This window comes from Ampullimonas aquatilis (genome assembly GCF_049675895.1).
GTDB lineage: Bacteria > Pseudomonadota > Gammaproteobacteria > Burkholderiales > Burkholderiaceae_D > Ampullimonas > Ampullimonas aquatilis.
Genome location: NZ_CP183834.1, coordinates 2,012,150 through 2,038,639 on the forward strand (window position 1 = coordinate 2,012,150; position 26,490 = coordinate 2,038,639).

Annotated in this window: 23 protein-coding genes; 9 read left to right on the forward strand and 14 right to left on the reverse strand. The window is 50.4% G+C overall.

What is annotated here, in order from left to right; translation table 11 throughout:
• Positions 1 to 255: 255 nt before the first annotated feature.
• From ACMYR3_RS09260 to ACMYR3_RS09270, 3 genes are all read right to left on the reverse strand, one after another.
• Positions 256 to 1,476, reverse strand: a complete 1,221-nt coding sequence (locus tag ACMYR3_RS09260; protein WP_424191530.1) for a DUF1501 domain-containing protein — start codon at positions 1,474 to 1,476, stop codon at positions 256 to 258.
• 44 nt (positions 1,477 to 1,520) lie between these two features.
• The gene (locus tag ACMYR3_RS09265) at positions 1,521 to 3,170 is read right to left on the reverse strand and encodes a DUF1800 domain-containing protein (protein ID WP_424191532.1); all 1,650 of its coding nucleotides are present in this window, start codon (positions 3,168 to 3,170) and stop codon (positions 1,521 to 1,523) included.
• An 87-nt stretch (positions 3,171 to 3,257) separates the two neighbouring features.
• Positions 3,258 to 3,500, reverse strand: coding sequence for a hypothetical protein (locus tag ACMYR3_RS09270; RefSeq protein WP_424191534.1), 243 nt, complete (start codon positions 3,498 to 3,500; stop codon positions 3,258 to 3,260).
• A 202-nt stretch (positions 3,501 to 3,702) separates the two neighbouring features.
• Between ACMYR3_RS09270 and ompR the strand changes: the two genes are divergently transcribed.
• The 5 genes from ompR (at position 3,703) to ACMYR3_RS09295 (ending at position 10,938) form a co-directional block, all read left to right on the forward strand.
• On the forward strand, positions 3,703 to 4,458 hold the full coding sequence (ompR, locus tag ACMYR3_RS09275) for a two-component system response regulator OmpR (protein ID WP_424191536.1): 756 nt from the start codon (positions 3,703 to 3,705) through the stop codon (positions 4,456 to 4,458).
• 183 nt (positions 4,459 to 4,641) lie between these two features.
• Complete coding sequence (locus ACMYR3_RS09280; protein WP_424191538.1) at positions 4,642 to 6,159, forward strand: ATP-binding protein; 1,518 nt, start codon at positions 4,642 to 4,644, stop codon at positions 6,157 to 6,159.
• 268 nt (positions 6,160 to 6,427) lie between these two features.
• Positions 6,428 to 6,976 carry a peroxiredoxin gene (locus tag ACMYR3_RS09285; RefSeq protein WP_424191540.1) on the forward strand — a complete coding sequence of 183 codons (549 nt, stop codon included), beginning with the start codon at positions 6,428 to 6,430 and terminating at the stop codon, positions 6,974 to 6,976.
• A gap of 67 nt (positions 6,977 to 7,043) precedes the next feature.
• Positions 7,044 to 7,565: a carboxymuconolactone decarboxylase family protein gene (locus ACMYR3_RS09290; RefSeq protein WP_424191542.1), complete on the forward strand. Its 522-nt coding sequence runs from the start codon at positions 7,044 to 7,046 to the stop codon at positions 7,563 to 7,565.
• 157 nt (positions 7,566 to 7,722) lie between these two features.
• Positions 7,723 to 10,938, forward strand: a complete 3,216-nt coding sequence (locus ACMYR3_RS09295; protein ID WP_424191544.1) for an EAL domain-containing protein — start codon at positions 7,723 to 7,725, stop codon at positions 10,936 to 10,938.
• A 28-nt stretch (positions 10,939 to 10,966) separates the two neighbouring features.
• Here the strand turns inward: ACMYR3_RS09295 and ispF are convergent, their stop codons facing one another.
• The 10 genes from ispF to ispD form a co-directional block, all read right to left on the reverse strand.
• Positions 10,967 to 11,446: a 2-C-methyl-D-erythritol 2,4-cyclodiphosphate synthase gene (gene ispF / locus ACMYR3_RS09300; RefSeq protein ID WP_424191546.1), complete on the reverse strand. Its 480-nt coding sequence runs from the start codon at positions 11,444 to 11,446 to the stop codon at positions 10,967 to 10,969.
• 129 nt (positions 11,447 to 11,575) lie between these two features.
• On the reverse strand, positions 11,576 to 13,192 hold the full coding sequence (locus tag ACMYR3_RS09305; protein WP_424191548.1) for a methyl-accepting chemotaxis protein: 1,617 nt from the start codon (positions 13,190 to 13,192) through the stop codon (positions 11,576 to 11,578).
• A 123-nt stretch (positions 13,193 to 13,315) separates the two neighbouring features.
• A complete protein-coding gene (locus ACMYR3_RS09310; protein ID WP_424191550.1) occupies positions 13,316 to 13,540 on the reverse strand; it encodes a hypothetical protein in 225 nt (74 codons plus the stop codon).
• 66 nt (positions 13,541 to 13,606) lie between these two features.
• Positions 13,607 to 14,149, reverse strand: coding sequence for a response regulator (locus ACMYR3_RS09315; RefSeq protein WP_424191552.1), 543 nt, complete (start codon positions 14,147 to 14,149; stop codon positions 13,607 to 13,609).
• 62 nt (positions 14,150 to 14,211) lie between these two features.
• On the reverse strand, positions 14,212 to 15,594 hold the full coding sequence (locus ACMYR3_RS09320; RefSeq protein ID WP_424191554.1) for an HD domain-containing phosphohydrolase: 1,383 nt from the start codon (positions 15,592 to 15,594) through the stop codon (positions 14,212 to 14,214).
• The gene (locus ACMYR3_RS09325; protein ID WP_424191556.1) at positions 15,591 to 17,033 is read right to left on the reverse strand and encodes an ATP-binding protein; all 1,443 of its coding nucleotides are present in this window, start codon (positions 17,031 to 17,033) and stop codon (positions 15,591 to 15,593) included. The genes ACMYR3_RS09320 and ACMYR3_RS09325 overlap by 4 nt, the downstream gene beginning before the upstream one ends.
• Positions 17,034 to 17,060: 27 nt before the next feature.
• Complete coding sequence (locus ACMYR3_RS09330) at positions 17,061 to 17,915, reverse strand: HDOD domain-containing protein (RefSeq protein ID WP_424191558.1); 855 nt, start codon at positions 17,913 to 17,915, stop codon at positions 17,061 to 17,063.
• Positions 17,912 to 18,118 carry a hypothetical protein gene (locus tag ACMYR3_RS09335; protein WP_424191560.1) on the reverse strand — a complete coding sequence of 69 codons (207 nt, stop codon included), beginning with the start codon at positions 18,116 to 18,118 and terminating at the stop codon, positions 17,912 to 17,914. Before ACMYR3_RS09335 ends, ACMYR3_RS09330 begins: the two co-directional genes overlap by 4 nt.
• Positions 18,106 to 18,915, reverse strand: a complete 810-nt coding sequence (locus tag ACMYR3_RS09340; protein WP_424191562.1) for a response regulator — start codon at positions 18,913 to 18,915, stop codon at positions 18,106 to 18,108. Before ACMYR3_RS09340 ends, ACMYR3_RS09335 begins: the two co-directional genes overlap by 13 nt.
• A 178-nt stretch (positions 18,916 to 19,093) precedes the next feature.
• The gene (gene ispD, locus ACMYR3_RS09345; protein WP_424196436.1) at positions 19,094 to 19,807 is read right to left on the reverse strand and encodes a 2-C-methyl-D-erythritol 4-phosphate cytidylyltransferase; all 714 of its coding nucleotides are present in this window, start codon (positions 19,805 to 19,807) and stop codon (positions 19,094 to 19,096) included.
• A 293-nt stretch (positions 19,808 to 20,100) separates the two neighbouring features.
• Between ispD and ACMYR3_RS09350 the strand changes: the two genes are divergently transcribed.
• The 3 genes from ACMYR3_RS09350 to ACMYR3_RS09360 all read left to right on the forward strand — a co-directional run bounded on the left by ACMYR3_RS09350 (position 20,101) and on the right by ACMYR3_RS09360 (position 24,412).
• Entirely contained in the window at positions 20,101 to 21,468 is a 1,368-nt protein-coding gene (locus ACMYR3_RS09350; protein ID WP_424196438.1) for a DHA2 family efflux MFS transporter permease subunit, read from the forward strand.
• A 256-nt stretch (positions 21,469 to 21,724) separates the two neighbouring features.
• Positions 21,725 to 22,921: an amino acid aminotransferase gene (locus ACMYR3_RS09355; RefSeq protein WP_424191564.1), complete on the forward strand. Its 1,197-nt coding sequence runs from the start codon at positions 21,725 to 21,727 to the stop codon at positions 22,919 to 22,921.
• 204 nt (positions 22,922 to 23,125) lie between these two features.
• Positions 23,126 to 24,412, forward strand: a complete 1,287-nt coding sequence (locus ACMYR3_RS09360; RefSeq protein ID WP_424191566.1) for a polyhydroxyalkanoate depolymerase — start codon at positions 23,126 to 23,128, stop codon at positions 24,410 to 24,412.
• Positions 24,413 to 24,533: 121 nt separating this feature from the next.
• Here the strand turns inward: ACMYR3_RS09360 and ACMYR3_RS09365 are convergent, their stop codons facing one another.
• The gene (locus ACMYR3_RS09365) at positions 24,534 to 25,427 is read right to left on the reverse strand and encodes a PilZ domain-containing protein (RefSeq protein WP_424191568.1); all 894 of its coding nucleotides are present in this window, start codon (positions 25,425 to 25,427) and stop codon (positions 24,534 to 24,536) included.
• Between the two features lie 218 nt (positions 25,428 to 25,645).
• Between ACMYR3_RS09365 and rsxB the strand changes: the two genes are divergently transcribed.
• Positions 25,646 to 26,380 (forward strand): electron transport complex subunit RsxB, encoded by a 735-nt coding sequence (gene rsxB, locus ACMYR3_RS09370; RefSeq protein WP_424191570.1) that lies wholly within the window; start codon positions 25,646 to 25,648, stop codon positions 26,378 to 26,380.
• The last annotated feature ends 110 nt before the right edge of the window (positions 26,381 to 26,490 follow it).

The following is a 26,490-nucleotide window of genomic DNA, read 5'->3' on the forward strand; positions in this document are numbered from 1 at the left end:
TCGCGCAAGGTTTGATCTGGGTTAAGTCTACCGTGACGTAAACGGTAGCAAAACAGTGGCAAAACCACGACGAGAAGCGATATGTGCGGGTACTACCTGGGTGTACAGCGCCACTCAGGCTGTTTGAGTGCGTATTTATTGAATCATTATTTTTACTACTGGAGAGTATAAAAATATCCCAAGTTGGGATTGACATGCCCATTACCCCGCCAGATCGTGGCACCCTTGCACTGGCGACATCGCTGACGACTTGCCTCAGGCAATAATTGGCAGTCGATTAAAGCGGGCACCCAATATATCGGCGGATGGAATTTTCCAGGCGGCATCCAGCAAGGTCGCGTAGAGCTGCCGAAAATCCAGCGCAAAGGTCAGGTTGCCATTGCCATCAAGCTGCGCCAGATTGGGCCTTGGCCCGTATAAACCGCCCTGCACTTTGCCACCCATGACGAGGTGCGCCGCGGCGGTGCCGTGATCGGTGCCACCACTTTGATTTTCACAAGGCCGCCGCCCAAACTCGGCGTAGGTGCTGATATAGGTTTGCTCCCAAACGCCTAACTCTTGCAAACCGGTTCGCAAGGCGGCCAGGCCATCGGCCAAATCGCGCAGCAGATTGGCTTGCGTACCCAGCTGATTTTGGTGAGTATCAAAACCATTGAGGGTGAGCCGCAGGCACGCCACCTGCGCATTGTTGGCGCGTTTGCCATTGGCCACCACCTGCAAGGCGGTTTTGATGGCCTCGCCCCAGGCGCCATTGGGCAATTGCTGCGTTACCCGCGGCGATAAGGCAACGGCACCCTGCCCCGCCTGTTCGGCTATTGCAGCCCTGAAACCATCGGCGGCCTGGGCAATATCGGCCTCCACCTTGAGTACATGCTGAATGGCGGGCGAAAGCCTGGCGCGACTGGTTTGTGCGGTACGTGCCTGATCCACAAATTTTTCAGCCGCCTTGCCCGATGCCGCCAGGGCAATGGCACGGGCGCTGCCAGTCAGCGGACCTAAATCGGGCGAACCGATCAACACGCCATCAGCAGCAAAATGTTGATTCAGCGGAAACTGTTCAAAGGTGCGCGACAACCAGCCTTCCTGCAGATAGCGATTGGCGTCCGAAGCGGTGTCCCAGATTTCAATCGAGCGAAAATGCGAAAGATTGGGATTGGCGTAACCCAAGCCTTGCACCACCGCGAGTTGCTTATCGCGCCAGAGCGGCAGTAAATTTTGCATGGCGGGGTGCAAACCAGTTTGCTCATCGAGCTGCAAGACATCCTCGCGCTTGAGCGCCAGCCTGGGCCGCAGACCGGCATACAGCGGATCGGCATACGGCACGACCATATTGAGCGCGTCGTTACCGCCCTTGAGCTCCACCAAAATCAGTAAACCCTGATAGCGCGCATCCCGGTTATCTGCTGCATGGCTGCTGCTCATCCAGGCTTGCAGGAGCGCGGCACTTCCGGCCATTAAAAAATCACGTCGTTGCATGAATCATCCTCGGTTTGACGAACTGTCTTGAAGCACTGCACCCGTCATTTGACTTGATAGGTCGCATCCAGCAACACCCGTCGCAAACTGACCAAACCATTGGCCGCGCTGGTTCCATTAGCGCCATTGGTCATGGGCGCAACGGGCTCGGTCACCAGCAAGGTTTGTTGAAGTTTTGCAAGTTGTGCGGCATCCAGCGGTGCATCCGCCGGGCAACCCAGTTGCTGCAGCCAGTCCTGCGCATCAAAACGCCATTTGGCAGCACTGCCACTGGCGCGCAGTAAACGTTTTTGATCAAACTTTTTATTACCTGAATCAGCCACCGGCATGGCCTGCATCATGGCGTCATGCATTCTGTTTGATTCCACCATGCTCAATAACTGCTCAACAAACTGCTGACGTGCCAGCAAGGTCGTGCTGTTGATCCACACCTCACCACCCGGCCAGCCTTTGACATTGGGTGGCGAAAACAGGTTTTGTCCAAACTGGGCAGCACGGATGGCCAAAGGTCGAGTATCGTCAACCTCGATTTGCAAGGCGCGAATGGTACCCACCAGCAATTCCACCGGTGACTTGATCAGCGTAGCCTGATTGCGTTCATCGAGCATGGCCGGTGTATTAAAGAGTTCACGCAAGACACTCTTCATGTCGTAATGCTGATTGCGCCAGATTGCCGCAATCCGGGCAATTTCTGCTGCATCAGGTTCTGGCGAAATAAACTCGCGCCATAATTTGCCAACAATAAACTGGGCAGTTTCTGGTCGCGCCAAGAGCAGATCCATCACCCCGTCGCCATCAAAATTACCCGTCTGGCCAAAAATGGTTTTGGTGCCATTGTCATGCCAGGCCGGACGCAGCCTGAATGTATAGTCGTCCCGCTCCACGCTCCAGCCAGTCAGCGCCCGCGCGGCTTCCTTGATATCGGTTTCGCTGTAATGCCCTTCACCCAGCGTAAACAGCTCCATCACTTCACGGGCAAAGTTTTCATTGGGATTTTCTTTTTTGCTGGTGGCACCATCGAGGTAAATCAACATCGCTGGGTCTTTGGCCATGGCGTGCAATAGATCACCAAAATTGCCCAATGCATAACGCCGTAACGTGGCATTCTGGCGCGCCATGACCTGGCTGATCTTGATTTTTTGCTGGCTGCTCACAAAATGGTCATGCCAGAACAAGGTCATACGCTCGGTCAGTGGGCTGGGTGTATGAATCATTTCGGTGAGCCACCAAGCCCGTAAATCCAGTCCACGCAATTTTTCTGCTTCGCGTTCCGCTTTCTTATCCTCATCGCTCATGGCGCGATAATCACTGGCGGCGGTGGGTGGATTGCGCAGCCAGTCTGGCCAGGGCGTGATAGCTTCGGTACGGGCACCAGCCAGCAATTGATTTACCGCGGCTGACTGCGTCAACCCGGCATAATGGGCAATTTCGTCGGGGCTTGCGGCAAAGCCGGTGCGCAACAACAAGGTTTGCGCACGCTGCCAACCCAAAGTACTGTCCTTGCTTGCTTTTTGATACGATATTTTTTCGCGCCGCCCGGTCGAGCTACTCGCCGAGTCCTGGCTGACATACAAAAAATTAACTGCAGAAAAATCACCCGCTGGAATGTCATCCCCAGCTACTGCAAAGACGTTGATAGTCCATGAAAAAAGTAAACTGAACAACACTAGCCAAGTCGATGTCTTATAGCTCATGATGAACAACTTTCTGGTAAGGAACTGCCACCAAGCCACTTTGCCAGATGGCATTTGATACACGATTGAGTCAAGCAATCTGTGAAATTAGTGTGAGGCCTTTTGCACAACGGGATATAGCTCGCGACCCACATCATGAATGTGTTGGCGCAATAACCGTCGCTCTTCTGGGCTCATGGAGGAAATAACTTCTTGAGAGGACGCTGGGTTGACCGACTCACGATTTTTCAGTTCGCGAAGAGCCATCCGCTCCCTGATGGCGGTTTCCTGGACGGCCTGCCAAGTCTGATTTTGGTCAGAACCGGCCAGACTAGTGAGTGGATTGTTCAAAATTCCTGCCAGAATTAAAACTATTCCGATCTGGACAGCAAACTTGTTCAAAAAAGCAAATTTATTCATACCGTTAGTGTAGTGGTAATGCGTTACCTTACAACGTCAGTTACTTGCAACTTCATTTAAAAAGAATGTAACGGGGTGTTTCACCCCTCTATTTCGGGTACTCAACAAAAACTCATCGCGGTAAGATTGAACTATGACTACTACCTCTACAGCCCAAAAAATTCTCGTTGTCGATGATGATCAACGACTGCGCGATCTGCTGCGCCGTTATCTGACTGAAAACGGCTTTAATGTCTTTGTGGCGGAAAGTGCGCAGGCGTTCAACCGTATCTGGTTACGAGAGCGCTTTGATATGTTGATCCTTGATCTGATGATGCCCGGCGAAGATGGTCTGTCCATCTGTCGACGTCTGCGTGGCGGCAATGATCAGACGCCAATCATCATGCTCACAGCCAAAGGTGAGGATGTCGATCGTATCGTCGGCCTTGAAATGGGTGCCGATGACTATCTGGCCAAACCATTCAATCCGCGTGAATTGCTGGCACGGATTCAAGCTGTGCTGCGTCGCAAAACGCGCGAAGAAGTACCCGGTGCACCATCGGAAACCATGTCCATGTTTGTATTTGGCGATTGCGTACTCAATCTGGCCAACCGCACCCTGACCAAAAATGGTGAGGACATCAATCTCACCACCGGCGAATTTTCAGTCATGAAGGTCTTTGCCCGTCATGCGCGTCAACCGCTATCTCGCGAAAAATTGATGGAGTTGGCCCGTGGCCGCGAATATGAAGTCTTTGACCGCAGCCTGGATGTACAGATTTCACGCCTGCGCAAACTGATTGAACCGGATCCTTCCAGCCCACGTTATATCCAGACGGTATGGGGTTTGGGTTATGTGTTCATTCCGGATGGTGCGGATGAAACGGCAACCCAAAAAGCAGCGGGCTAATAAAGACAATGTGAGAAACATTACGGTAAAAAGCAGGCTCAGCAACCTGGTCAGGATTGCGGCCAATACCGTTGATTACCCGCTCCGTTTGACATACTCCCTGAAAATTGACTTTGTTCTTGATATTTAATGGCGTTAGGTAGATAAAATAAGACCTTTCACAGACCCATAAAAATACACCGAGTGAGTATCGACCAAACCGATCTGACAGCAGGTTCTGTCAGCACCCCACCCAAAAAAAAGCTCTCTCATAGACGCCACTGGAGTTCCTTTCAGTGGATCAAGCTGTCCTATTGGTGGAACAGTCTTTTTCTTCGTACCTTTGTGCTACTGGCGGCGCTGATCATGGTCAGCCTGATTGCCTGGTTTCAGAGTTTCAGGGTGTTGGAACGTGGCCCACGCGCTGCCCAGTTTTCGCAGCAGATTGTGTCGGTCGTCAATATCACCCGCGCGTCGCTTCTCTATTCCCGCCCCGACAAACGCCATGCCCTATTGTCAGACCTGGCAAAAAACGAAGGCGTACGGATTTATGCACTGGAAGGCGATGATCAATATGCGCCAGTTACCGACCTTAACGACGGCTGGTTTGCTGGCCGCCTCTTTGAAGACAGCACCTTCTGGAAACTGGTGGAACGCCAGGTACGCAATAAACTGGGTGACAAAACCCATTTGGCTTCGCAAGTGAATGGCCTGGATGGTTTATGGGTCAATTTTTTTATTGCCAATGACGGCTATTGGGTCGAAATCGCCCGGGACCGGCTCGACAATGCGCAAAGCCTGCAATGGATAGGCTGGGGCCTGTTTGCCCTGGTGTTATCGCTGCTGGGAGCCGCCTGGATTACCGGACTGGTCAATCACCCACTCGCCAGATTGTCCGAAAGTGCTCAGGCCTTATCCAAAGGGCAAAAATTCAAGCCATTGCCCGAGCGCGGACCACTTGAAGTGCGGCAAGCCAATACCAGTTTTAACCAGATGGCCGAAGAACTGCAGCGCGTTGAATACGAGCGCACCACCATGCTGGCCGGTATTTCGCATGATCTGCGCACCCCGCTGACCCGCATGGCAATGGAAATCGAACTGACACCCGCCGACGAAAATGCCAAACTGGCCTTGCACAGTGATATCGAACAGATGAATGCCATCATTGGTCAATTTCTTCACTATGCCCGTCCAGATTCCATGAAAATGGAAACACTGGATCTCAATGCCATCATCAATGAAACCTCGGCGCGTTTTGATGCCGTCAGCGACGTACTTTTTTTCACGCGCCTGCGCGAAGACATTCCCGACCTGATGGGCGATCCGGTCGAGCTCAAACGACTCATTACTAATCTGATTGAAAACGCACGCAAATATGCCAAAAAAGATCCTCTCAACCCCGTGTTCATCACCATTGGCACGCGTTATATCGAACGCAGTGATCAGATTGAAATGATCTTCTTTGATGATGGTCCTGGTGTGCCGGAAGAAGATCTGGAACGGATCAGCCACCCCTTTGTGCGTGGCAATGAGGCCCGCACCCAGGACAGCATGTTTGGCGATGATGAGCTGGCCGAAGTCATCCCCGGCACCGGACTGGGCCTGGCGATTGTTGAACGTATTGTTAAAAGCCACCGCGGTCGCTGGGCATTATCCAATCGTCCCGAAGCTGGTTTACAAATTACCATTCGCTTTCCGACCGCTGATACCGCGGGCTTTTAATTGACCTCGCGCCACCTTCCCTGCCCTGACACGCCAGCTTAAACGATGGCTGCTTGATGTCACTTCCCATGACATTGGTCAGATGATTGTCACGAAAATCTGCCAAGATTAGCCTTTGATCCAAAGCTGATTGGCCAAATATTGCTGACTTCATCTATCAGACACTTAGTTATTAACTATTAGACATTTGCATTTAATAGGTTAATATGGTTACATCAAACAGGTGTGACCCACTATTGATTATTTTTAACCAGACAGGAGAATTGACATGAAAACAGTTGGTGAAAAACTCGAACCATTTAAGGTCCCAGCCGCCAAGCCAGGTTTTAACAATCACGAAGAAAACGGTGTTTCTGCTTTTGAAGACATCACCGAAGCTTCCTTCCCTGGCAAATGGAAAATCATTTACTTTTACCCAAAAGATTTCACCTTTGTCTGCCCAACTGAAATCGTTGAGTTTGCCAAACTGGCCTCCGATTTTGCTGATCGCGACGCCGTCCTGATGGGTGGTTCCACCGATAACGAATTCTGCAAACTGGCATGGCGCCGTGACCACAAAGATCTGGACAAGCTGAACCACTATGCTTTTGGCGATGCTACCGGTTCATTGGTTGATATGCTCGGCGTACGTGATAAATCCGCTGGTGTGGCACTGCGCGCCACTTTCATTGTTGACCCTGACAATGTGATTCAGCACGTCTCTGTTAACAACCTCAATGTTGGTCGTAGCCCAGCTGAAGTATTGCGTATTCTGGATGGTCTGCAAACTGACGAACTGTGCCCTTGCAACCGCTCAGTAGGCGGTGCAACACTGTAATTGCCTGTTCTGACAATAAAAACCCGCTCATGCGGGTTTTTAAAGCCACAATTCATAGGAGAATTCTATGGAATTTTTAAATATAATCAAAAATCTCATTCCCGATTACGCCAAAGATATTCGTCTTAATATCGACGGCACCATTGCCCGCTCCACACTGGAAGGCAATGACGCTGTCGGTGTTGCACTGGCTGCGGCTTTTGCTGCCAAAAGCAAACCCATTATTGATGCCATCAAAGCTGCCGGTGTGTTGTCACCCGAAGAATTAAATGCCAGTCTGACTGCCTCTGCCTTGATGGGCATGAACAACGTCTGGTATCCCTTTGTTGAAATGACTGAAGATGCTGACCTAAAAAGTCAGCCAGCTCAATTACGCATGAATGCCTACGCCACGCATGGCGGTGTCGACAAGCGTCGCTTCGAAATGTACGCCCTTGCCGCATCCATTATTGGTAAATGCCATTTCTGCATCAAGTCTCATTTTGACCTGCTCAAAAAAGAAGGCATGTCTTCCCAGCAGCTGCGTGATGTTGGTCGAATTGCAGCTTCTATCAATGCTGCCGCTCAAGTGATTGCCGCCGAGCAATAATCACCCAACCTTTTTGCGTTCTTCAACGGCCGGATTCATCCGGCCTTTTTTATTGCCTCGTGAAATAAATCACCACCAGTAGCATTACTACCAATATCCATCCAGGGCGACTGGGTCAACAATGTATTTGAAGCATATACACGTGGCCAGGAGTTCTATGCAGCTGGAATCAGCAAAATCGGTGGGACTACGAATTGCCGCTCTGTATCTCATTGCCGGATTCATCTGGATTCTGGCCAGCGATATGACCTTGGCTTGGCTGGTCAATAACGACCATCACACCATCGCTCAAATCCAGCTCTATAAGGGATGGTTTTACATCCTTGTCACCAGCATCGCCTTATATTGGCTGATCGTCCATCATTACAATCGGATTGAACTGAGTAATCAGGAATTAACTTCTCTGCTTCATTTGGCACGCATTCAGGAAGAAACTCTGAATGTCGCTGTGGATAATGGTCAAATTGGCCTCTTTGAGTGGTATCCAGATACCAGCAATGCCAGCTATTCCCGGCAGTGGAAAGCCATGCTGGGTTATACCGACACCGAAATTGATGATGACTATCGCACGTTGTTGCAAGCGATCCACCCGGAAGACATGGTGGATTTTGCTTCTGCCATCAAACGTCATCAGGAAAACTTTGAAAATTTAATTATGGAGCTGCGATTGCGCCATAAGGATGGACATTATGTCTGGATGCGGCAAAACTATAGTTTTTTAAAAATTGAAAATCATCCGTCGATCCGGATTCTTGGTGCACAGATCGATATCACCGAACAAAAGGAACGTGAACAAAAACTTCGTGAGGCCTTTGAATTCAATCGTCAGGTCATTAACTGTGCCCAGGAAGGCATTATTGTCTACGGGAAGGATCATCGCTATCAGTTGTGGAATAACTTCATGGAAAATCTTGCAGGCATCAAGGCAATGGATGTCCTGGGTAAACATCCCAATGAAGTTGCACCTATCAAGATCAGAGAAAAACTGGATAGTATGATTGGCCTCGCCTTGCAAGGACAAACGCTGGAAGTTGAAAATGTGGCTTTCGATTACACGCCTTTGGGTAGAAAAGGCATCAATAAAGTTACCGTATCGCCACTAAAAAATGCCGAAGGGCAGATCATTGGTGCTTTGGGCATTGTTGAAGATGAAACCCGTCAACGCATGGCCGAAGCGCAAATTCAGCGAGGTTTGTTACGCTATCGCTCCTTGGTGGACAGTGCCGCCTTCAGTGTCTGGATTACGGATTCAGACGGCCGTATTCTTGAGCTATCCGACAACTTTCTGGCCTTGACGGGACTCAAACGAGAAGAAGTTCTGCAAGGGGTTTGGCTGCAGCGGGTGCATCCCCATGATCGAGCGGACACTGAGAAGAAATTTGCCGAAACACTGCAGCAAGGACAAGCGGATCACTGCGAGTTTCGTCTACTATTGGCCGATGGCCTGTACCGGCATATTTTATGTCGTATTGTGCCGATCATTGATCAGCACAATCAATTGCTGGAGTGGATCATCAGCATGAGTGATATCCATGAACGCAAACAGGCCGAGGAGCAGACCATCATCCGTGCCAATCAACAAGCCGTGGTAGCCGACTTGGGCTTGTACGCGCTGGCAGGGCAAAGCCTGATCTATCTGTTTAAGGTTGCCACCCGCAAAATTGCACATACCTTTAAAGTCGACTTTGCCAGTTTCATTGAGCCGGTTGAAAACCAGCAAAAATTCATGATGCGTGCGGGTTTTGGCTGGCGCGACAGTACGGTGGACAAGGCCGTCTTTGATGGTGCAGAAGGATTGACTACCCGCGTCTATCAACAAGACAGACCCATGATTATTGATGACATCACCCGTCATGAGCGAATCAAGCCGGAATCATTTTTACTCAGTCACCATATTCATTCGGCCATCACAACGATTGTGCGTGGTCGTTTCGATCGCTATGGTGTCTTGGCCGCGTTCAGTACTGAATATAATGCCTTCACTGATCAGGATTTAAATTTTCTGCAGTCGATTGCCAATATTTTGTCGGCCGCGATTGAACGCACGCATGGTGAGGATCAGCTTTCCTACCTGGCACACTTTGATACGCTGACCCGTCTACCCAACCGTTCACTGATGCAGGATCGGCTGGCACAAGCCATCGCACAAGCACATCGCAATGGTGACAAACTGGCCATCATGTATATTGATCTGGATCGATTTAAAGTAGTCAATGATAGTCTGGGTCATCAGGTCGGTGATGAGTTACTCAAGACGGTCGCCAATCGCATTCGTTCCTGTACTCGCGAAGGCGATACGGTGTCACGTCAGGGTGGCGATGAATATACGGTACTGCTGCCCAATGTGACGCAGCTTGAAGCTGTTGCGACTGTGGCGCAGAAAATCCTTCGCGAGCTTTCCAGCCCTTTTGAAGTGCAGGGGCAGGAAGTTTATATTTCAGCCTCCATTGGTATCACGATCTATCCTGATGATGCCCAGCAGATCAATGAGTTGATGCGCCGAGCCGATGCGGCCATGTACCGTGCCAAAGATCAGGGACGCAATGGTTATCAGTTTTTTACGCCAGACATCAACCATGCCATGCAGGAACGTCTGCGCCTGGAAAGTGGTTTGCGGGGCGCCTTGTCCAGACATGAATTGCGACTGGTCTATCAACCTCAGTTTGACTTGCACAGCGGTCAGATCGTCGGCGTGGAAGCATTGTTGCGCTGGACCCATCCTGTCTATGGTGCTATCAGCCCCGACCGTTTCATTCCCATCGCCGAAGAAACGGGTGTGATTGTGCCGATTGGTGAATGGGTAATTCAGGAAGCCTGTCGTCAGTTGCGCGTCTGGCAGGAACAGGGCTTACCTCGATTCAGAATCGCCATTAACTTGTCGGCACGCCAGTTCAATTTAAAAACGCTGAGTAATGTGATTCAAAACGTGATTGCCGACACCCGCCTGGATCCGGATTTACTTGAATTTGAAATTACCGAATCCGACATCATGCAAGATGCCGAAGCAGCATCCAGTACGATCCGCCATATCAAGCAATTGGGTGCCCATGTCAGCATTGATGATTTTGGAACTGGCTACTCGAGTTTGAGTTATTTGCGGCGCTTTCAGGTTGACTCGCTCAAGATTGATAAATCATTTGTCAACGATATCGTCAGTGAAGTCGACGATGCCCTGATTGCCAGCGCCATCATCGGTTTGGCACGTAGCCTGGAAGTGAGCGTGGTCGCAGAAGGTGTGGAAACCATAGAGCAGCTGGCGCATTTAAAAATCATGCGTTGTGACATGGTGCAAGGTTATCTCTTATCCCGGCCACTTGAAGCATACGATGTCAGCAGCTTCATTAACAACTGGCAGGGTTTGCCATTATCCTGATGGCACTGAACTGATTCTAATTTCAAGCCTACAGAGCCAACAGCATGCAAACTGCTTCTGCTGCAATACCCTCGCCTCGACCAGTAAAACCCAGGCGCTCGGTGGTTTTTGCCTTGATATTGACCTGAGTCTGTTTGATACCTAAAGAGACCGCAATCGTGGCAATCATCGCAGGAATATAAGGTGCCATTTTGGGCGCTTGAGCAATGATGGTAGCGTCAATATTGCCAAGACTGTAACCGGTCTGCCTGACGCGGGCATAAGCTTCACGCAGCAGTACCTTGCTGTCAACACCGGCATATTGGGGATCGGTATCTGGAAAATGCTGGCCGATATCGCCAATACCGGCTGCGCCTAACAAGGCATCGGTAATGGCGTGCAATAAAACATCGGCATCTGAATGGCCTAGCAAACCTTTATCAAATGGCACCTCAATACCACCAATAATGAGTTTACGACCGCTGACCAGTGCGTGTACATCAAAGCCTTGTCCAATTCGAAATACCATGTCATCTGCCTTTCAGGAAACTGGCAAATATTATACTGGATATAAGTATTATAAAAGAGGCTTATTTAAAGCACTTAAGGGGGTATGTTTTGACACATACCCCCTCAAAATCAATCTAATGACAAGTAATTAAGCCAGCCGGAATTGCGCTACCATATGCTGCATATCATTGGCCACATTATCAAGCTGACGCGCCGTTTCAGATGTGGAGTGTGCTGCCGCGCTGTTTTCTTCCGTCATCTGGGCAATTTTTTCCACTTGCTGGGCAATATTGTTCATCGCATAGCTCTGCTCTCGAACCGACACATTGATCTCGTTGACTGTCTGAATGGTTTGTTGCGTGCTGTTGCTGATCTGCTTGATCGCTTCGGTAGCCTGCTGAGCACGTGACACACCCGTTTCAACATTATCGACCACTTTCTTCATGCAATTGACCGCACGCTGTGAGCTGCTTTGCATATTGGAAATACTGCCGGCGATTTCTTCAGTCGATGTCGTCGTACGCTCAGCCAGCTTACGAACTTCATCTGCCACCACGGCAAAACCGCGGCCCTGTTCACCTGCCCGCGCCGCTTCAATCGCCGCGTTGAGTGCCAGCAGATTGGTCTGCTCAGCCACTTCTTTAATAATGGTCAACACACTGCTGATTTGCGAACTATTGAGTTCCAGCTTGGCAATTTCGGAAGAGGCTTCCTGCACAGTGGTTGAAATAGCATGAATGTCTTCCAGGGTGGCATTGATCACGTCTTCGCTTTGTGCAGCCAGTTTTCCAGCCTCACTGATCATCTGGTTGGCTTCGCCGACCCGATCAGCCACCTGAGTAATACTGACGGTCATTTCTTCAACACTGGCTGCCATATTGGACGAAGATTCGCTTTGATGCGAAGAACTGGCTGACACCTGCTGAGCCGCAGTGGACAATCCGGAAGCCGCACCCGATACACGATTGGTACCCGCATTCATCTGCGTCAATGTCGATTGAATTTTGGCGATCAACAGATTAAAGGCTGAAATCGTACGGCCAACCTCATCTTGCTGACCAACTGGTGCACGGCGGGTAAAGTCCAGATCACGCTCAATCCCGGAAACAACCGACTGCATGGCACCCAGCGAACTGGCAATATGCTGGAACAGGCTATAACCTAAAAAGGAAAACAGGCCAATAGCCAGTAAAGTCATGCCGATCACCAGATACAGACTGAATTTGAAACCCAGCTGGCTGCTGGTATACAGCCCTTCACCCAGCTGGCGGTTGTAATCAATATCCGCCTGCAGCGCTGCTACCGCATCGCGAATAATATCGTGATTCATGCTCTGATTCTCGCGTGCTCTGGCCAGATCATTCTGGCGCGATATCGCCAGCGTTTCAGCAGACAAGGTCAGAAATTCTTCAACATTAGCCTCAACCTTGGTGAACAGTCGCAAATCCTCTGCATCACTGATAGCCGCGGCACGGTAGTTTTTCAGTTGGGCCTGCAAAGCCGTGCGGGTCTGAGCCATTTCCTCTTCGACACGCTGCTTTTCCTCCGCTTTGTCAAAAGCCATGTGTTCAAAAACCTCGCGATTGATTTTGCGCACCAACCCCATGGATTCATACAACATCTCGTAACTGGGCAAAATATTGGACTTGAATTGCTCGACATTGGCATTGATCTTGTTCATCTCATACAAGGAGACGGCCCCCAACGTAAGCAGGCAAACAATCGACAGGGAAATCAAAATTAATAATCGTTTGGCAATTGACATCAGGTTCTCCTTTTTTATGTCATTTCTAATGGCGCATGATTCTTGAATCATCGCCTGACGGATTGACACCGCCACATCAACCATAACGACCGGGCTGGTCATTTATTTAATTCAATTTCACTACTAATCTGGCGTCATGTCTGGAAAAAGAATCACTTCATCTGGCAGACCCTGTTCGTTTTTCTGAAACTCCAGTCCGGCCACCAGATCGTAGCCGGTGTCCCCCTGAAACAGCACCACAGCATTGGCAGGCATAGACTGCAAAGCGATAATCAATTGTGCCACTGTCATAATCGTTCCTTTTGTTTGAAATAAAGGCAAAAAAGCCCTTATATCAGCAATGCTCATACCATCAGCTTCATGTTTTGGTAGGGTTCGATATTGGCAATGCGTGCCTGGAAGACGTACCTGGGATCAGTCCAGGTCATCCAAAATGACGGCGCCATCCTCAGTCCATTCAACCTGGGTGATACCCGGATGCTCACGCTCCAAACGGCGTAACTCAGCATCCTGGGCACTCAGTTTGCCGCGTGTGACGCGGATAATATCGGCCAGCTGCTGGTTTTCAAGGATCAGATTGCGATATGACAAGGCTTGGGCAATCGTAGTACGCAGCTCATAGTCTTGCCACGGTTTGCAGATAAAACGATAAATCTCTGCTTCGTTCAATGCACTCAACACCGCTTGCAAATCGGCATAACCTGACAAAATCAGACGCATGGCATCTGGCTGAATCTTGCGAAAAGCCTGTAAAAAAGTCACGCCATCCATCTCGGGCATACGATAGTCCGATAACACGAGGTCAATAGGTAGTTGTCGGGCTCGCACCAAAGCGGCTTCAGGATTATCAAATGTCTCAACCAGGTAATGTACGCCCAAGGCATCACGTCGCGTAAAAATGCGCCGTAAAGCACTGAGGATATGCGGTTCATCATCAACTATCAGCAATCGATACATGGTGTCTCCTTATTCTTGACCCTGGTTTATCTGACTCGGTTATTTGGTGCTACCAGATTGGGCTAGCCAGCTGCAACATTCAAAACACACACATGCAAACTTTTGCCATCGGTGCGTTCGTAATACTTGATCTGCTCAATCACCCGTGCATCCAGCACATGATCAGCGGCAAGCAACAGCAGGCCATCGCGGGCCACGATATCGCGCGCCAGCTTCATGCCAGGCTTCAGATCATTGCTGGCGACTTCGCGCTCGTGTTCGGACTGAGTCACTTTCACTTCACTCACCACAACCGAACAGAATGCCTCGACCACATCGGGATCGTAGCGTTTGCCGGCATTTTTCTTGATCAATGCGATGGACTCTTCACGACTCAGCTTTTTGGCTTGCAGTGTGCCAATCTGCAGGGCATCAAAGTCATTGGCCACAGCCACGATGCGCGCTCCGATTGGAATCGCCGCTCCGGCCAAACCATCAGGAAACCCCTCACCATCGTGACGCTCATGGTGTGAGCGGATGATCTGTGCAGCGACCTGCAATTGCTCCATGGCCATCAAGACCTGCTGTCCCTTGGCCGGATGCGCCATGACAGCCTTGCGTTCGTCAGTCGTCAAATGCAAAAAGGGTTTGTCCAGTACCTCATCACTCAAACCAATCTTGCCAACATCATGCAGATAGGAAGCCAACACAACGTCTTGCACCTCACTGCCAGGCAACTTCATGGCCACCGCAATCGCCTTGGCCATATCGGCCACCCGCCGTGAATGCCCGGCCAGCGAGCCTGCACGCAACTCAATCAGCCCGGAAAAAACCTTGACCGAATTAATGAAATTTTTCTTTAAATCACCGTTGGCCAACTCCAGAAAACCCATGGTCTGCTCAAGCTCGGAAGTACGTGCCTTGACTTTGGCTTCCAGCGTCTGATTAAACTGTTTGAGCTGTTCATTTTGCTGTTGTGTCAAACGCTCCAGTCGCAACTTTTCTTCGGCCAACAGCTTCATTTCCAAAGCCTGTTTGACCACTAAAAGAATGTCCGCATCCTGCCACGGTTTGGCAATATATCTGAAGATATGACCATCATTGATCGCCTCCACTGTCGAAGCAATATCGGCATAGCCCGTCAATAGGATACGCATCGTCTCGGGCCATTTTTGATAGGCCTGCGCCAAAAACTGTGCGCCATTCATCTCCGGCATGCGCATGTCCGAAATCACCAGATCAAATGACTGGGATTGCATGATGTCGAGCGCTTCCTGTCCACCATGTGCCAAGGTAATCTGATAACCCTGCGCACGAAACAGGCGCCGCAATGCCTGCAAAATATTGGGCTCATCATCCACCAGCAACAGTGAAGGACCCGCCACGATGGCGGGTGTAGCCGGTGTCTGGACAGGGAGCTGGCCTGTATCGTGCACTCGGTCCATTAATGTGGCGTCAGTCGTCATGATGCAATGCCCTGTAATGAAAGTGATTCAGTCAGGCTGTTTGACTGATCGTTACCTGGCTGGAGCGTATCGCCACCAGCCAGATTGAGATGTTTTTGAACCATCGGTAGCCAAACACGAAAAGTCGTGCCTTTACCAACCTGGCTATGGACTTCAATTTCGCCACCATGTTTTTGAATGATCCCGTATGACAATGACAGCCCCAGCCCGGTACCCTTGCCAACTGGCTTGGTGGTAAAAAAGGGATCAAAGACTTTTTTAAGATTTTCGCTTGAGATCCCGCAGCCGTTATCTTCAATCTCAACCCAGATACGCTCTTTGCCAATACCTGTTTTGATCCAGACAACACCCGACTCTTTGATGGCATGACCCGCATTGACCAGCAAATTCATGAATACCTGGTTTAGCTGCGAAGGCAGGCATTCAATATTGGGCAGTTCACCGTATTCTTTCTTGACCTCGGCCTTGTACTTGATTTCGTTGTGGACGATATTGAGGGTGCTATCCAAACAGCGATGCAAATCAGCCATCTCCCACTGCTCGGTGGAATCCACGCGGGAAAAGTCTTTGAGGTCTTGTACAATTTTTTTGACGCGGGAAATCCCCTCTTTCGACTCAGCCAGCAGATCAGTCAGATCCTGCTTCAAAAATACCATATCAGCCTGCTGTTTAGCGGCCGCCAATGGGCCGTTGCGTACCGCATCAGGTAAATGGCTTTCTATCAATTCATATTGCCCAAGCACATTGAACAGGTCGGCCAGATAATTTTCGAGCGAGCTCAGATTGGAATTGACATAACCAATTGGATTATTGATTTCATGCGCCACACCTGCTGCCAGCTGGCCTATTGAGGCCAACTTTTCAGATTGCAGCAACTGTCCCTGCATCTGTTCCAGTTTGCCATTCAGCAACTGCAATTCAACATTGCGATTGACCAGTTGATCCTGCTGCTCACGCATCAGCTGCTCCACCTGACGACGCTCTTCCACATCGTCCTCCAGCATCCTGGTGACAATTTCCAGCTCTTCGGTATGCTCCCGTGCCAGCTGTTCAGCCTGCAACTCCTTGAGTTTTTGTTCGGTACGATCAACCAGCAACTCCATGAAATGGCTGATATGTCCCTCTTTACAAAACATGGGTAACACCGTGCAATGCAGCCAGTGCCAGCTACCATTCCCGCCCGTCATGGCACGTTCAGTCGTCCAGACCCGCCCCTGCCCCAGATCTGACAACATACCGGTCACATTCCAGAATGGGTGCATCTGTCCGGTCAGACTTTCAGGCGTTATATTGATCAATTCGCACAACTGTTTACTGACATCCTGAATCACACCCTGGGTATCAAATAACAGCGCCGGGCTATTCAAAAAAAGCGGATACAAACGGATGATCTCCAGCGTTGCAGGCGCATTGTCCATTGGTTTTATAGTGCGGGCCATCGTAGTCTCCGTTTTTTGTCATGAATTTCAGATCAGAGTGGATAGCATCTGAACACGCAGATAGGTGTGCCGGATGACCTGCTCCAAGGTAGTCGGATCAAGTTTTAATTGCTGCCATGCCAACTGGTTTAATGGCGGAATACCGTGCCAATCGGTATGTCCCAAGTCGAGCAGATGGGCGATCACATCCGCGACATGCACCACACTGGCCAGTGCATCGCTGGATTGCTCTGGCTCATGATGCCAGCGGATTGGCAAAATGATGCCTTCAGGAAATTGCCATGAGCGCGCCAGTTCTGCGCCCAATTCAGCATGATTGAACCCCAGCAAGGATAATTCATGCGTCATGCCAAATTGATCCTGCTCCTGTACGCCTTCGTAGATTTCTCGTGCCTGCTCAGGCAAATAGATATAGAGCATCATCTTGCCCAGGTCATGCAAAAGACCGGCAATGAATGCCCGATCGGTAGACAAACCCGCGTAACGGGCAAGTTGTTGCGCACACACCGCCACTGTCAAGGTGTGCTGCCAGAAGGCAAAGCGATCCAGCAGACTGTTCTGATCTTTGGGCATGCGTGCAATCACCAGCACGGTCGCCACAATGGCTCGGGTGTTGGCAAGGCCCAGAATCTGAAAAGCCCTTTGCAGCGTCTCGACTTCTCCGGTATTACCATAAAAAGAAGAATTGGCGACCCGGAGTAGTTTGGCCACGACCGACTGTTCACGCGCCAGCTTTTCCGACAACTCCGCATAGTTGAGATCATCCTCATCCAGCACCCGCAAAATATCGCCAAGCTCGGCCGGAATGCAGGAAAAACGATTGGCCTGTTTCACCATTTCATCCAGGCTCATTGGACGATCCAGTGCCGTACTGATACTCACGACAATGTCTCCAGCAAAACTTTCTGAACAATTCCACTTAACATCTGAATAGTGAGATCGTTGTCATGTCCACGCATTAAAAAAGTCAGCCGCTCAATCATCTGCTGCTGAGCTTCGTTAAGTACTGATTGCGATGTCGACACAATCACTGTCCCATCAGCTACCGACATATTTTGCTTGGGTATAGCATTTAAATCAGACATGGTTGCTCCTCGGCGATCAGGACAATCACATAGCCCTTGGATTGCGATCGCGCCCCCATTGCACGGATTTGGATGCGAACTTGCTGATGATTCAACTGCAGCAACTCAACCCCCGACTGCCCATGAGTTAGTTGGTGCACCAACTCTTTAGGCAATACCTCATCAATGGACATGCTCAATAATGGATGACCACCCAGCAACATCACAGCCGCTTGATTGACACTGACAATCAAGCCTTCCTGATCCACACCGAGCACGCCAATTGGCAAGGCGTCCAGAATTTCCTGCGCGACGCGTAACACTCCCAGATTGCTGTTCGCTTCGCGGGTCTTGTCGATAACATGCAATTCAAGTTCAAGATTGGCTTGTGACAAAGCCTGATTGGTGGACTGCAATTCGTCACTCAAACGACGGCTGTCATGCGCCTGGCCATAAACCCGAAATGCATCGCGAATTTCCTCACGCAATGCGTCATCTTCCCAGGGTTTGGTCAAAAATTTATAGACAGCACCGCGATTAATGGCTTCGGTCACCGATTGCAGTTCGGTATAGCCAGATAGAATGATGCGCACAGTTTCTGGACGAATCAGTTTGGCTTGTGCCAAAAACTCCGAACCGATCATGCCCGACATGCGTTGATCAGAAACGATCACACAGACATGTTCATTTTTTAAAATTTCCAGCCCCTCCGCACCGCTCTGAGCAGTCAGGATACGGTAACTGTCACGACGCAACAGTCTGGTCAGGGCTGAGAGAATATTGGGTTCGTCATCAACGAGTAGCAGTGTCTTTTCCATAGGCTTTCTCATTCAGGTTCATTTTTACTCCACCTGCTTATCCAACATAACGGCAGAGTGAATAAGAACTTGAATCAGAAACGAGACCCAGCATCTGGGGTAAACACTTAAATACAAGCAGTCTGAATACATTGACTGCCAACTAGTTGACAATCAGCGCAATGACATCACCATACAGTTATGAGCGGCTCGAAATCAATTGTGCCGCCAGGGCAAAATCCTCAGGATAAGTCACCTTCAAATTGCATAGATGACCTCTGACCAGGCGCGGATGACCACCAATCGCTTCCATCGCACTGGCTTCATCGGTGACTGGCAGGCCTTGCTGTTCAGCTTCAATCAGCGCCTTCAGCAAGGCACCAATCGGAAATAATTGTGGGGTCTGGGCTGCCCAAATACCATCGCGTGATCGGGTAGCGGCAATGTGATTGCCACTGTCATCAGCCTGCTTGAGTGTATCGGCCACCGGCAGCGCCAAAATTGCACCGCAATCCTCGGGGGTCAGCGCATTGATCAACTGGCCAATCAGTTCTGGCGTCAACCCTGGACGCGCCGCATCATGAACCAGCACCCAGTCACTGGCACCCGCCCCCATGCCAATCAACGTTTCCAGACCATTTTTCACCGAAGCCTGGCGACTGGCACCGCCGCAGTAATGTGCATGAAAACGTAATCCATCCAGTAAATCGGGACGGAACTGTTCGTCCTCGGGTGACAACACCAATAAAGTCTGGGTAATAAAGGCACAAGCCGAAAAAGCCGCGACCGAGTGATACAACATCGGCTTGCCAGCCAATGCCTGATACTGTTTTGGCATACTGCCACCAGCACGACTGCCGGTTCCGGCGCAGGGAATCAGCGCAAAAAAGCGCTGGTCAGTAGCCACGGCCATGTCGTTGGTCACGTGTAGTAATTCAGAATCAGTCTGGCTGGTGATGGGTGACATGACGATAAGCTTTACTGGTTAAATGAAGGCCAAGCCAAATGTGGCGATGAATAACCGGGATTGTGACATGCAGCTAAAATGCTGACGACTTTGCAGTATGTACCACACGATGTCACCTTATCTGTTTCAGTGACCACAGGCACTGCTCATTTGCGTGCCATGCGCACTTGTCACTGCTAACTCCACCGCACCTTAACCAGTTTTAACGGCCCATTTTGAGCAAACTTTACTTAATTCCGATGATAGTGGCCTGTGCCTTGTTCATGGAGAACATGGACTCCACCATCATCGCCACCTCGCTGCCGCAAATTGCGCAGGATCTGGCCGTCAACCCGATTTCCCTCAAACTGGCGCTGACTTCCTATCTGGTCAGTCTGGCGGTGTTCATCCCAATCAGCGGTTGGCTGGCTGATCGGTTTGGCGCCCGCACTACCTTCATGAGTGCGATTGGTGTCTTCATGCTGGGCTCCTTATTTTGTGCGCTGGTCAATTCGCTCACCGGACTGGTGGCTGCGCGTTTTTTGCAGGGCATGGGCGGCGCCATGATGGTGCCGGTGGGTCGGCTGCTGATCTTGCGTACCGTCGATAAATCGGAACTGGTCACCGCCATGAGTTACCTGACCATTCCCGCTCTCATGGGTCCGGTACTTGGCCCACCCCTGGGTGGTTTGATCACGACCTATTTTCACTGGCGCTGGATCTTTCTGATCAATATGCCCATCGGCTTGGTGGGTCTGTACATGGCGTTGCGCTACATCCCCAATCTGCGCGAAACCACCCGTACGCCACTCGACTGGCGCGGTTTTGTCTGGTCAGGGCTGGGGCTGTCTTTGCTGATGCTGGGACTCAATACACTGGGTCGGCATCTGATGAGTACCGAAACCTCGCTCATCATCATGGTGCTCGGCATACTAGGCGTGAGCGGCTATCTCATGCACATGCGCCGTACCAGCCATCCCCTGATTGATTTAAGCCTGATGTCGGTACGCACCTTTCGCATCAGCGTTCTGGGAGGCAGCCTGTTTCGGATTGGTACCGGCGCGATCCCTTTTTTGCTGCCGCTGATGTTGCAGCTTGGCCTTGGCTTAAACCCATTCGAGTCAGGTCTGGTGACATGTTTATCCGCCTTTGGTGCCATCTTTGTCAAAACCATCGCCACCAGAATCCTGCGGCGCTATGGTTTTCGCCGCGTCTTACTCATCAACACTCTGCTCAGCGCGCTGGGCACACTCGGTTACGGCCTGTTTGTAATGGCGCCACCGTACTGGATGATGGCCATTGTGCTAATTTTGCTGGGCTGCTTTCGCTCGCTGGAATTCACCAGTCTGGGTGCCCTGTCATTTGCCGATATTGAAAAGCCCAAAATGAGCCGTGCCACCGGCCTGTCCAGCATCAGCCAGCAACTGTCAATCAGCCTGGGTGTGACCATTGCCGCCTTTGCCCTGCAAGGAACCAGCGCCTTGCAAGGGCGTGAATTACCCATTACCGAAGATTTTCTGCCCGCCTTTGCCGTGGTGGCACTCATTACCGTATTGAGCGTGTGGCAATTCCGCCAACTTGCCCATGACGATGGTATCCAGGTTTCGGGTCATGGCAAAGTGGCATAAAAATAAATACTCTATATCTGTATATTTTTAAGACCAATAAATAAGAACTTGATATCCCTTATTTATTCATATACTCCATATAATTGGTGGATTTTATGCAAAACAAATGAATCCCTGCTGCTCAATTTGAAACGATCAACCTCAAGCAAAACCATAAATTGATGCCCATCATTCAGCCATGAGCTTGTAAAATCAGCGCTCTGAACGATTTCCCTTTTATTACAACCGATATGCGCCTGGCGCAACTCTCATCACCATGACCTTGCTCACCAATATTGAACTGGCCCCACGCGATCCGATCCTGGGTTTGAATGAATCTTTTGCCGCCGACAGCCGCGCCACCAAAGTCAATTTGGGTGTCGGCGTGTACTTCACCGACGAAGGCAAGATTCCTCTGCTCAAAGCGGTAAAAGAAGCTGAAAAAATTCGCCTCGAAGCCGCCGCACCACGTGGTTATTTAGCTATTGAAGGCCTCGCTGCCTACAACCAGGCAGTACAAAAACTACTGTTTGGTGCCGACTCCGAACTGATCGCACAAGGCCGCGTGGTCACCGCTCAGGCTTTGGGTGGCACGGGTGCATTGAAGATCGGTGCCGACTTCATCAAACGTCTGTCGCCCAATAGCAAAGTGGCCATTTCTGACCCAAGCTGGGAAAACCACCGTGCCCTGTTTGAATCTGCCGGTTTTGACGTGGTCAATTACCGTTATTACGACGCACCATCCCATGGCCTCAACTTTGAAGGCATGCTGGCTGACCTGAACAGCTACGCGCCCAATACCGTCATCGTGCTGCACGCCTGCTGCCACAACCCAACCGGTGTTGATCTGACTGACGCGCAATGGCAACAAGTGGTCGACGTGGTCAAAGCCCGTGAATTGCTGCCCTTCCTCGACATCGCCTACCAGGGTTTTGGTGATGGCATCGATGCTGACGCCGCTGCTGTGCGCCTGTTTGCCAAGGCCAATGTGCCCATGTTTGTGTCCAGCTCCTTCTCCAAATCCTTCTCGCTATATGGCGAACGCGTTGGCGCGCTGTCGATTGTGACCGCCAGCAAGGACGAAGCAACCCGCGTGCTGTCACAAGAAAAACGCGTGATTCGTACCAACTACTCCAACCCGCCGACCCACGGCGGCACCGTTGTCGCGGCCGTCCTCAACGACCCGGCCCTGCGTCAGACCTGGGAAACCGAATTGGCGGACATGCGTGATCGCATCAAACTGATGCGTAACAGCCTGGTTGCCAAACTGCAGGCCTTGGGTGTGTCACAAGATTTCTCATTTGTGAATGCACAACGCGGCATGTTCTCTTATTCCGGTCTGACAGCAGCCCAGGTGGCGCGCCTGGCCGAAGAATTTGGCATCTACGCAGTCAGCACTGGCCGGATCTGCGTAGCCGCGCTCAATACCCGCAATATTGATTATGTCGCCGAGGCAATTGCCAAAGTACTGTAATTCAAACTATCAAACTACTCAAATAACTTCCCTTCTCAGGGAAGTTTGCTGACCCAGGCTCATCAACATCCTTAAAGGCATGGATTGTTTTTATGCCTTTTTCAATTTAAGTCGTATTTATACTGACTTATCAGTATTTGCCTTTATATAGTCGATGAAATAAACCGATATACTGGTCATCCGTTCTGCAGCAAAGGTGCTCTCATGCTTTATCAATTACACGAATATCAGCGCGCCGTTATGAATCCAGTCACCGAGTGGGCTCATTCGATGTCGCGGCTGTTTGCCAACACCTCTAGCCCCCTCTCCTTTACACCGGGTGCCAATCGTATTGTCGCTGGCCTTGAACTGATGTATCGGCTCGGCAAGGATTATGAAAAGCCTGAATGGGGCATTCGCAGTGTGCAGGCCAAAGGTCATGAAGTACCGATCTTTGAACAAACCGTGCTCAGAAAACCTTTCTGCAATCTGATTCGCTTCAAACGTTTTTCTGATGACCCTGACGTCATCAAGGAAATGCGCAAAGATCCCGTTGTTCTGGTCGTTGCCCCCTTATCCGGCCACCACGCTACGTTGCTGCGCGATACCGTGCGCACACTCCTGCAAGACCACAAGGTTTATGTGACTGACTGGGTTGATGCCCGCATGGTGCCAGTAGCCGACGGCGTATTTCATCTCAATGATTATGTCGAATATGTGCGTGAGTTCCTCACATTGCTCGGTCCCGAGGTTCATGTGATTTCGGTCTGTCAGCCAACCGTACCGGTAATGGCGGCAGTATCCCTGATGGCAACTGATAAAGATCCCCACTCACCCCGCTCCATGATTGTGATGGGCGGCCCGATTGATGCCCGCCAAAATCCGACCAAGGTCAATAACCTGGCCATGACCAAACCATATTCCTGGTTTGAAAACAATGTGATTTTCCGCGTCCCCAGCAATTTCCCTGGCGCCGGTCGACTGGTTTATCCGGGCTTTTTGCAGCACACCGGTTTTGTGGCCATGAATCCGGATCGTCACTTCAAGGCGCATTACGATTACTACCTCGACTTGCTGCGTGGTGATGAAGATGATGTCGAATCGCATCGCAAGTTTTACGATGAATACAACGCCGTGCTCGACATGGATGCCGGCTACTACCTCGATACCATCAAAACCGTATTCCAGGATTTCTCCCTGCCTAAAGGTACGTGGGAAGTTCACGGCAAACTGGTACGTCCACAAGACATCAAAAAAACGGCACTGATGTGTATTGAAGGTGAGCTGGATGATATCTCCGGCCTGGGCCAGACCAAGGCAGCGCTGGAAATGTGTTCGGGCATCAGCAAGGACAAAAAAGAATACTACCAGGCCGTGGGCGCTGGTCATTACGGTATCTTCTCGGGTAGTCGTTGGCGCAATATTGTTTATCCAGAGATTCGTCGTTTCATCCTGGATAATCACGACAATACGATTGTTTCCAAGGAACACAGTCTGGTGTCAGTCGATTGATTGGCGTTGTTCCCGACCTTGTTTTACCCAATAAAAAAGCCGGAAATTTCCGGCTTTTTTATTGGCCATGCATCAGCACGCCATGGCTAGTGATCGGCTTGGTCAATGGCAAAGCGGATCACTAGCGGATCAAATTTTGTCCGATGAATCCCAGCAATGCAAGTTTAAGCGTCCAGTCCAGCGCATGATCGGTATCCTGAAATTCCAGGCCGTAGGTTTGCATCTTGCTGCGCGTCGTACCATTGCTTCGAATGACAACCGGCATGGTCAACATGAAACTTTCACTATCAATCTGGGTTCGGAAAGAAAGTTGAAAACGCTCATCCTTTTCACCCAGCATGTATTCGCTTTCTACCCCACAACCCTGTTCTGAAAGATTGGTAATGACCAATTTGATATTACGGCCATCTTCAAATTGCGCCACTGCAGGAAGTTTTGTCTTGACGCGAATTGACTTGCGATAGACCGCTTGACGTGCATCGATTGGATAACGCACAAACAACATGGCAGCAGGAATCACCATGCTGTGCAAAATCACGCTGTCAAATGTAAACATCGACTTTTGCGTGTAGATGATGACATTGACTTCCAGACCATGATACTGATTCCAGGAGCGACGTCCTTCCAGCACCGGTGGCTTAAGCATAATGGTTTCCAATCGCACACAGCCCAGATAATCCACCTTGATTTTACGCGGCTCCACATCACCCGGCAGACTGAACGTCAGCAGCACGGTCTCTACATTATCCTTGACATCACTTAAGGTATCCGTAATGGTGTCGCCAGTGCGCAATAAACCTTTGACATGCATTTCATCAGCAGCGCATGCCAGTTTTTCCAGACCTTTGGCTTCCCGGAGTGGACGCAGCGAAACAATCTTTTTAAGGGCATCTTCGGAGTCGATGACAAAACCTGCGGGTGCAAACATGTGACCAGTCTTTGAATACAAAGACCAGGGCACCGGCACACCGGGTTTCAACTCACCTGTTTTAACTGGAACCAAAACGAGGTCCATTCCATCCCCTTCAATTAATGAGACAACCTGTCAATCAAGTAGCCATACATTTGCTATCTCTATCGTCATAAAACTCGAAAAGCTAAATGGCGGATTCATAAAAACTGCTTGGGTAAAGATTTAAATCACACCCTCAAGCAATTTTGTGCAACACACCAATACACCGATTGGAAAGGATTATGTCATCGAGAATGGAAAATAACGCGATAATAAGCGGCATGAATACCCCCGATTTTGATGCACTGACACCCGCCCAGACTGCACTGGCCGAGCAGTTGTTGGATGCCCTGCCCCAAACTCAATGTACCAAGTGTGGCTACCAGGGTTGCCGCCCCTACGCCCAGGCCATGGCCAGTGATGCCGCGCCGCATAACCAGTGCCCGCCAGGTGGCGCGCAAGGTATTGCGCGCTTGGCCACCATTCTCAAGCGTCCGGCAATACCGCTCAATCCAGATAATGGTCTGGAAAAACCGCGTGCGCTCGCCATCATTGATGAAACCCGTTGCATTGGCTGTACCCTGTGTATTCAGGCTTGCCCAGTGGATGCGATCATGGGTGCCCCCAAGCAAATGCATTTCATCATTCCCGAACTCTGTACCGGTTGTGATCTGTGTGTGACACCCTGCCCGGTCGACTGTATTGATATGCAGCCAGCCACCAGCCGTACCGGTTGGGATGCCTGGAGTCAGCAACAGGCCGATGCTGCCCGTGCTCGTTACGAGCAGCATCAGGCACGCCAGCAACGTGACAAGGCCGATAATGATGTTCGCCTGGCAGCCAAAGCGGCACAAAAACTGGCTGATCTGAACCAGCAGGCACCCTTGTCAGAAGCCGAATTACGCAAGAAAGCGATCATCGAAGCCGCCATTGAGCGGGCACGGCAGAAAAAGGCCGAATTGGCCGCACAAGGTGTCATCCCCAAAAATATCGACTCGGATCAATCCAGCCAATGAAGCATCAGACTATCTTAAAATACGCCAGAAAATCTTAAAAAACCGGATACTAACCCAGGGTATCATTTAATATTTACCGCTGTAGTGCATATTAATTGGCTCAAATAAAA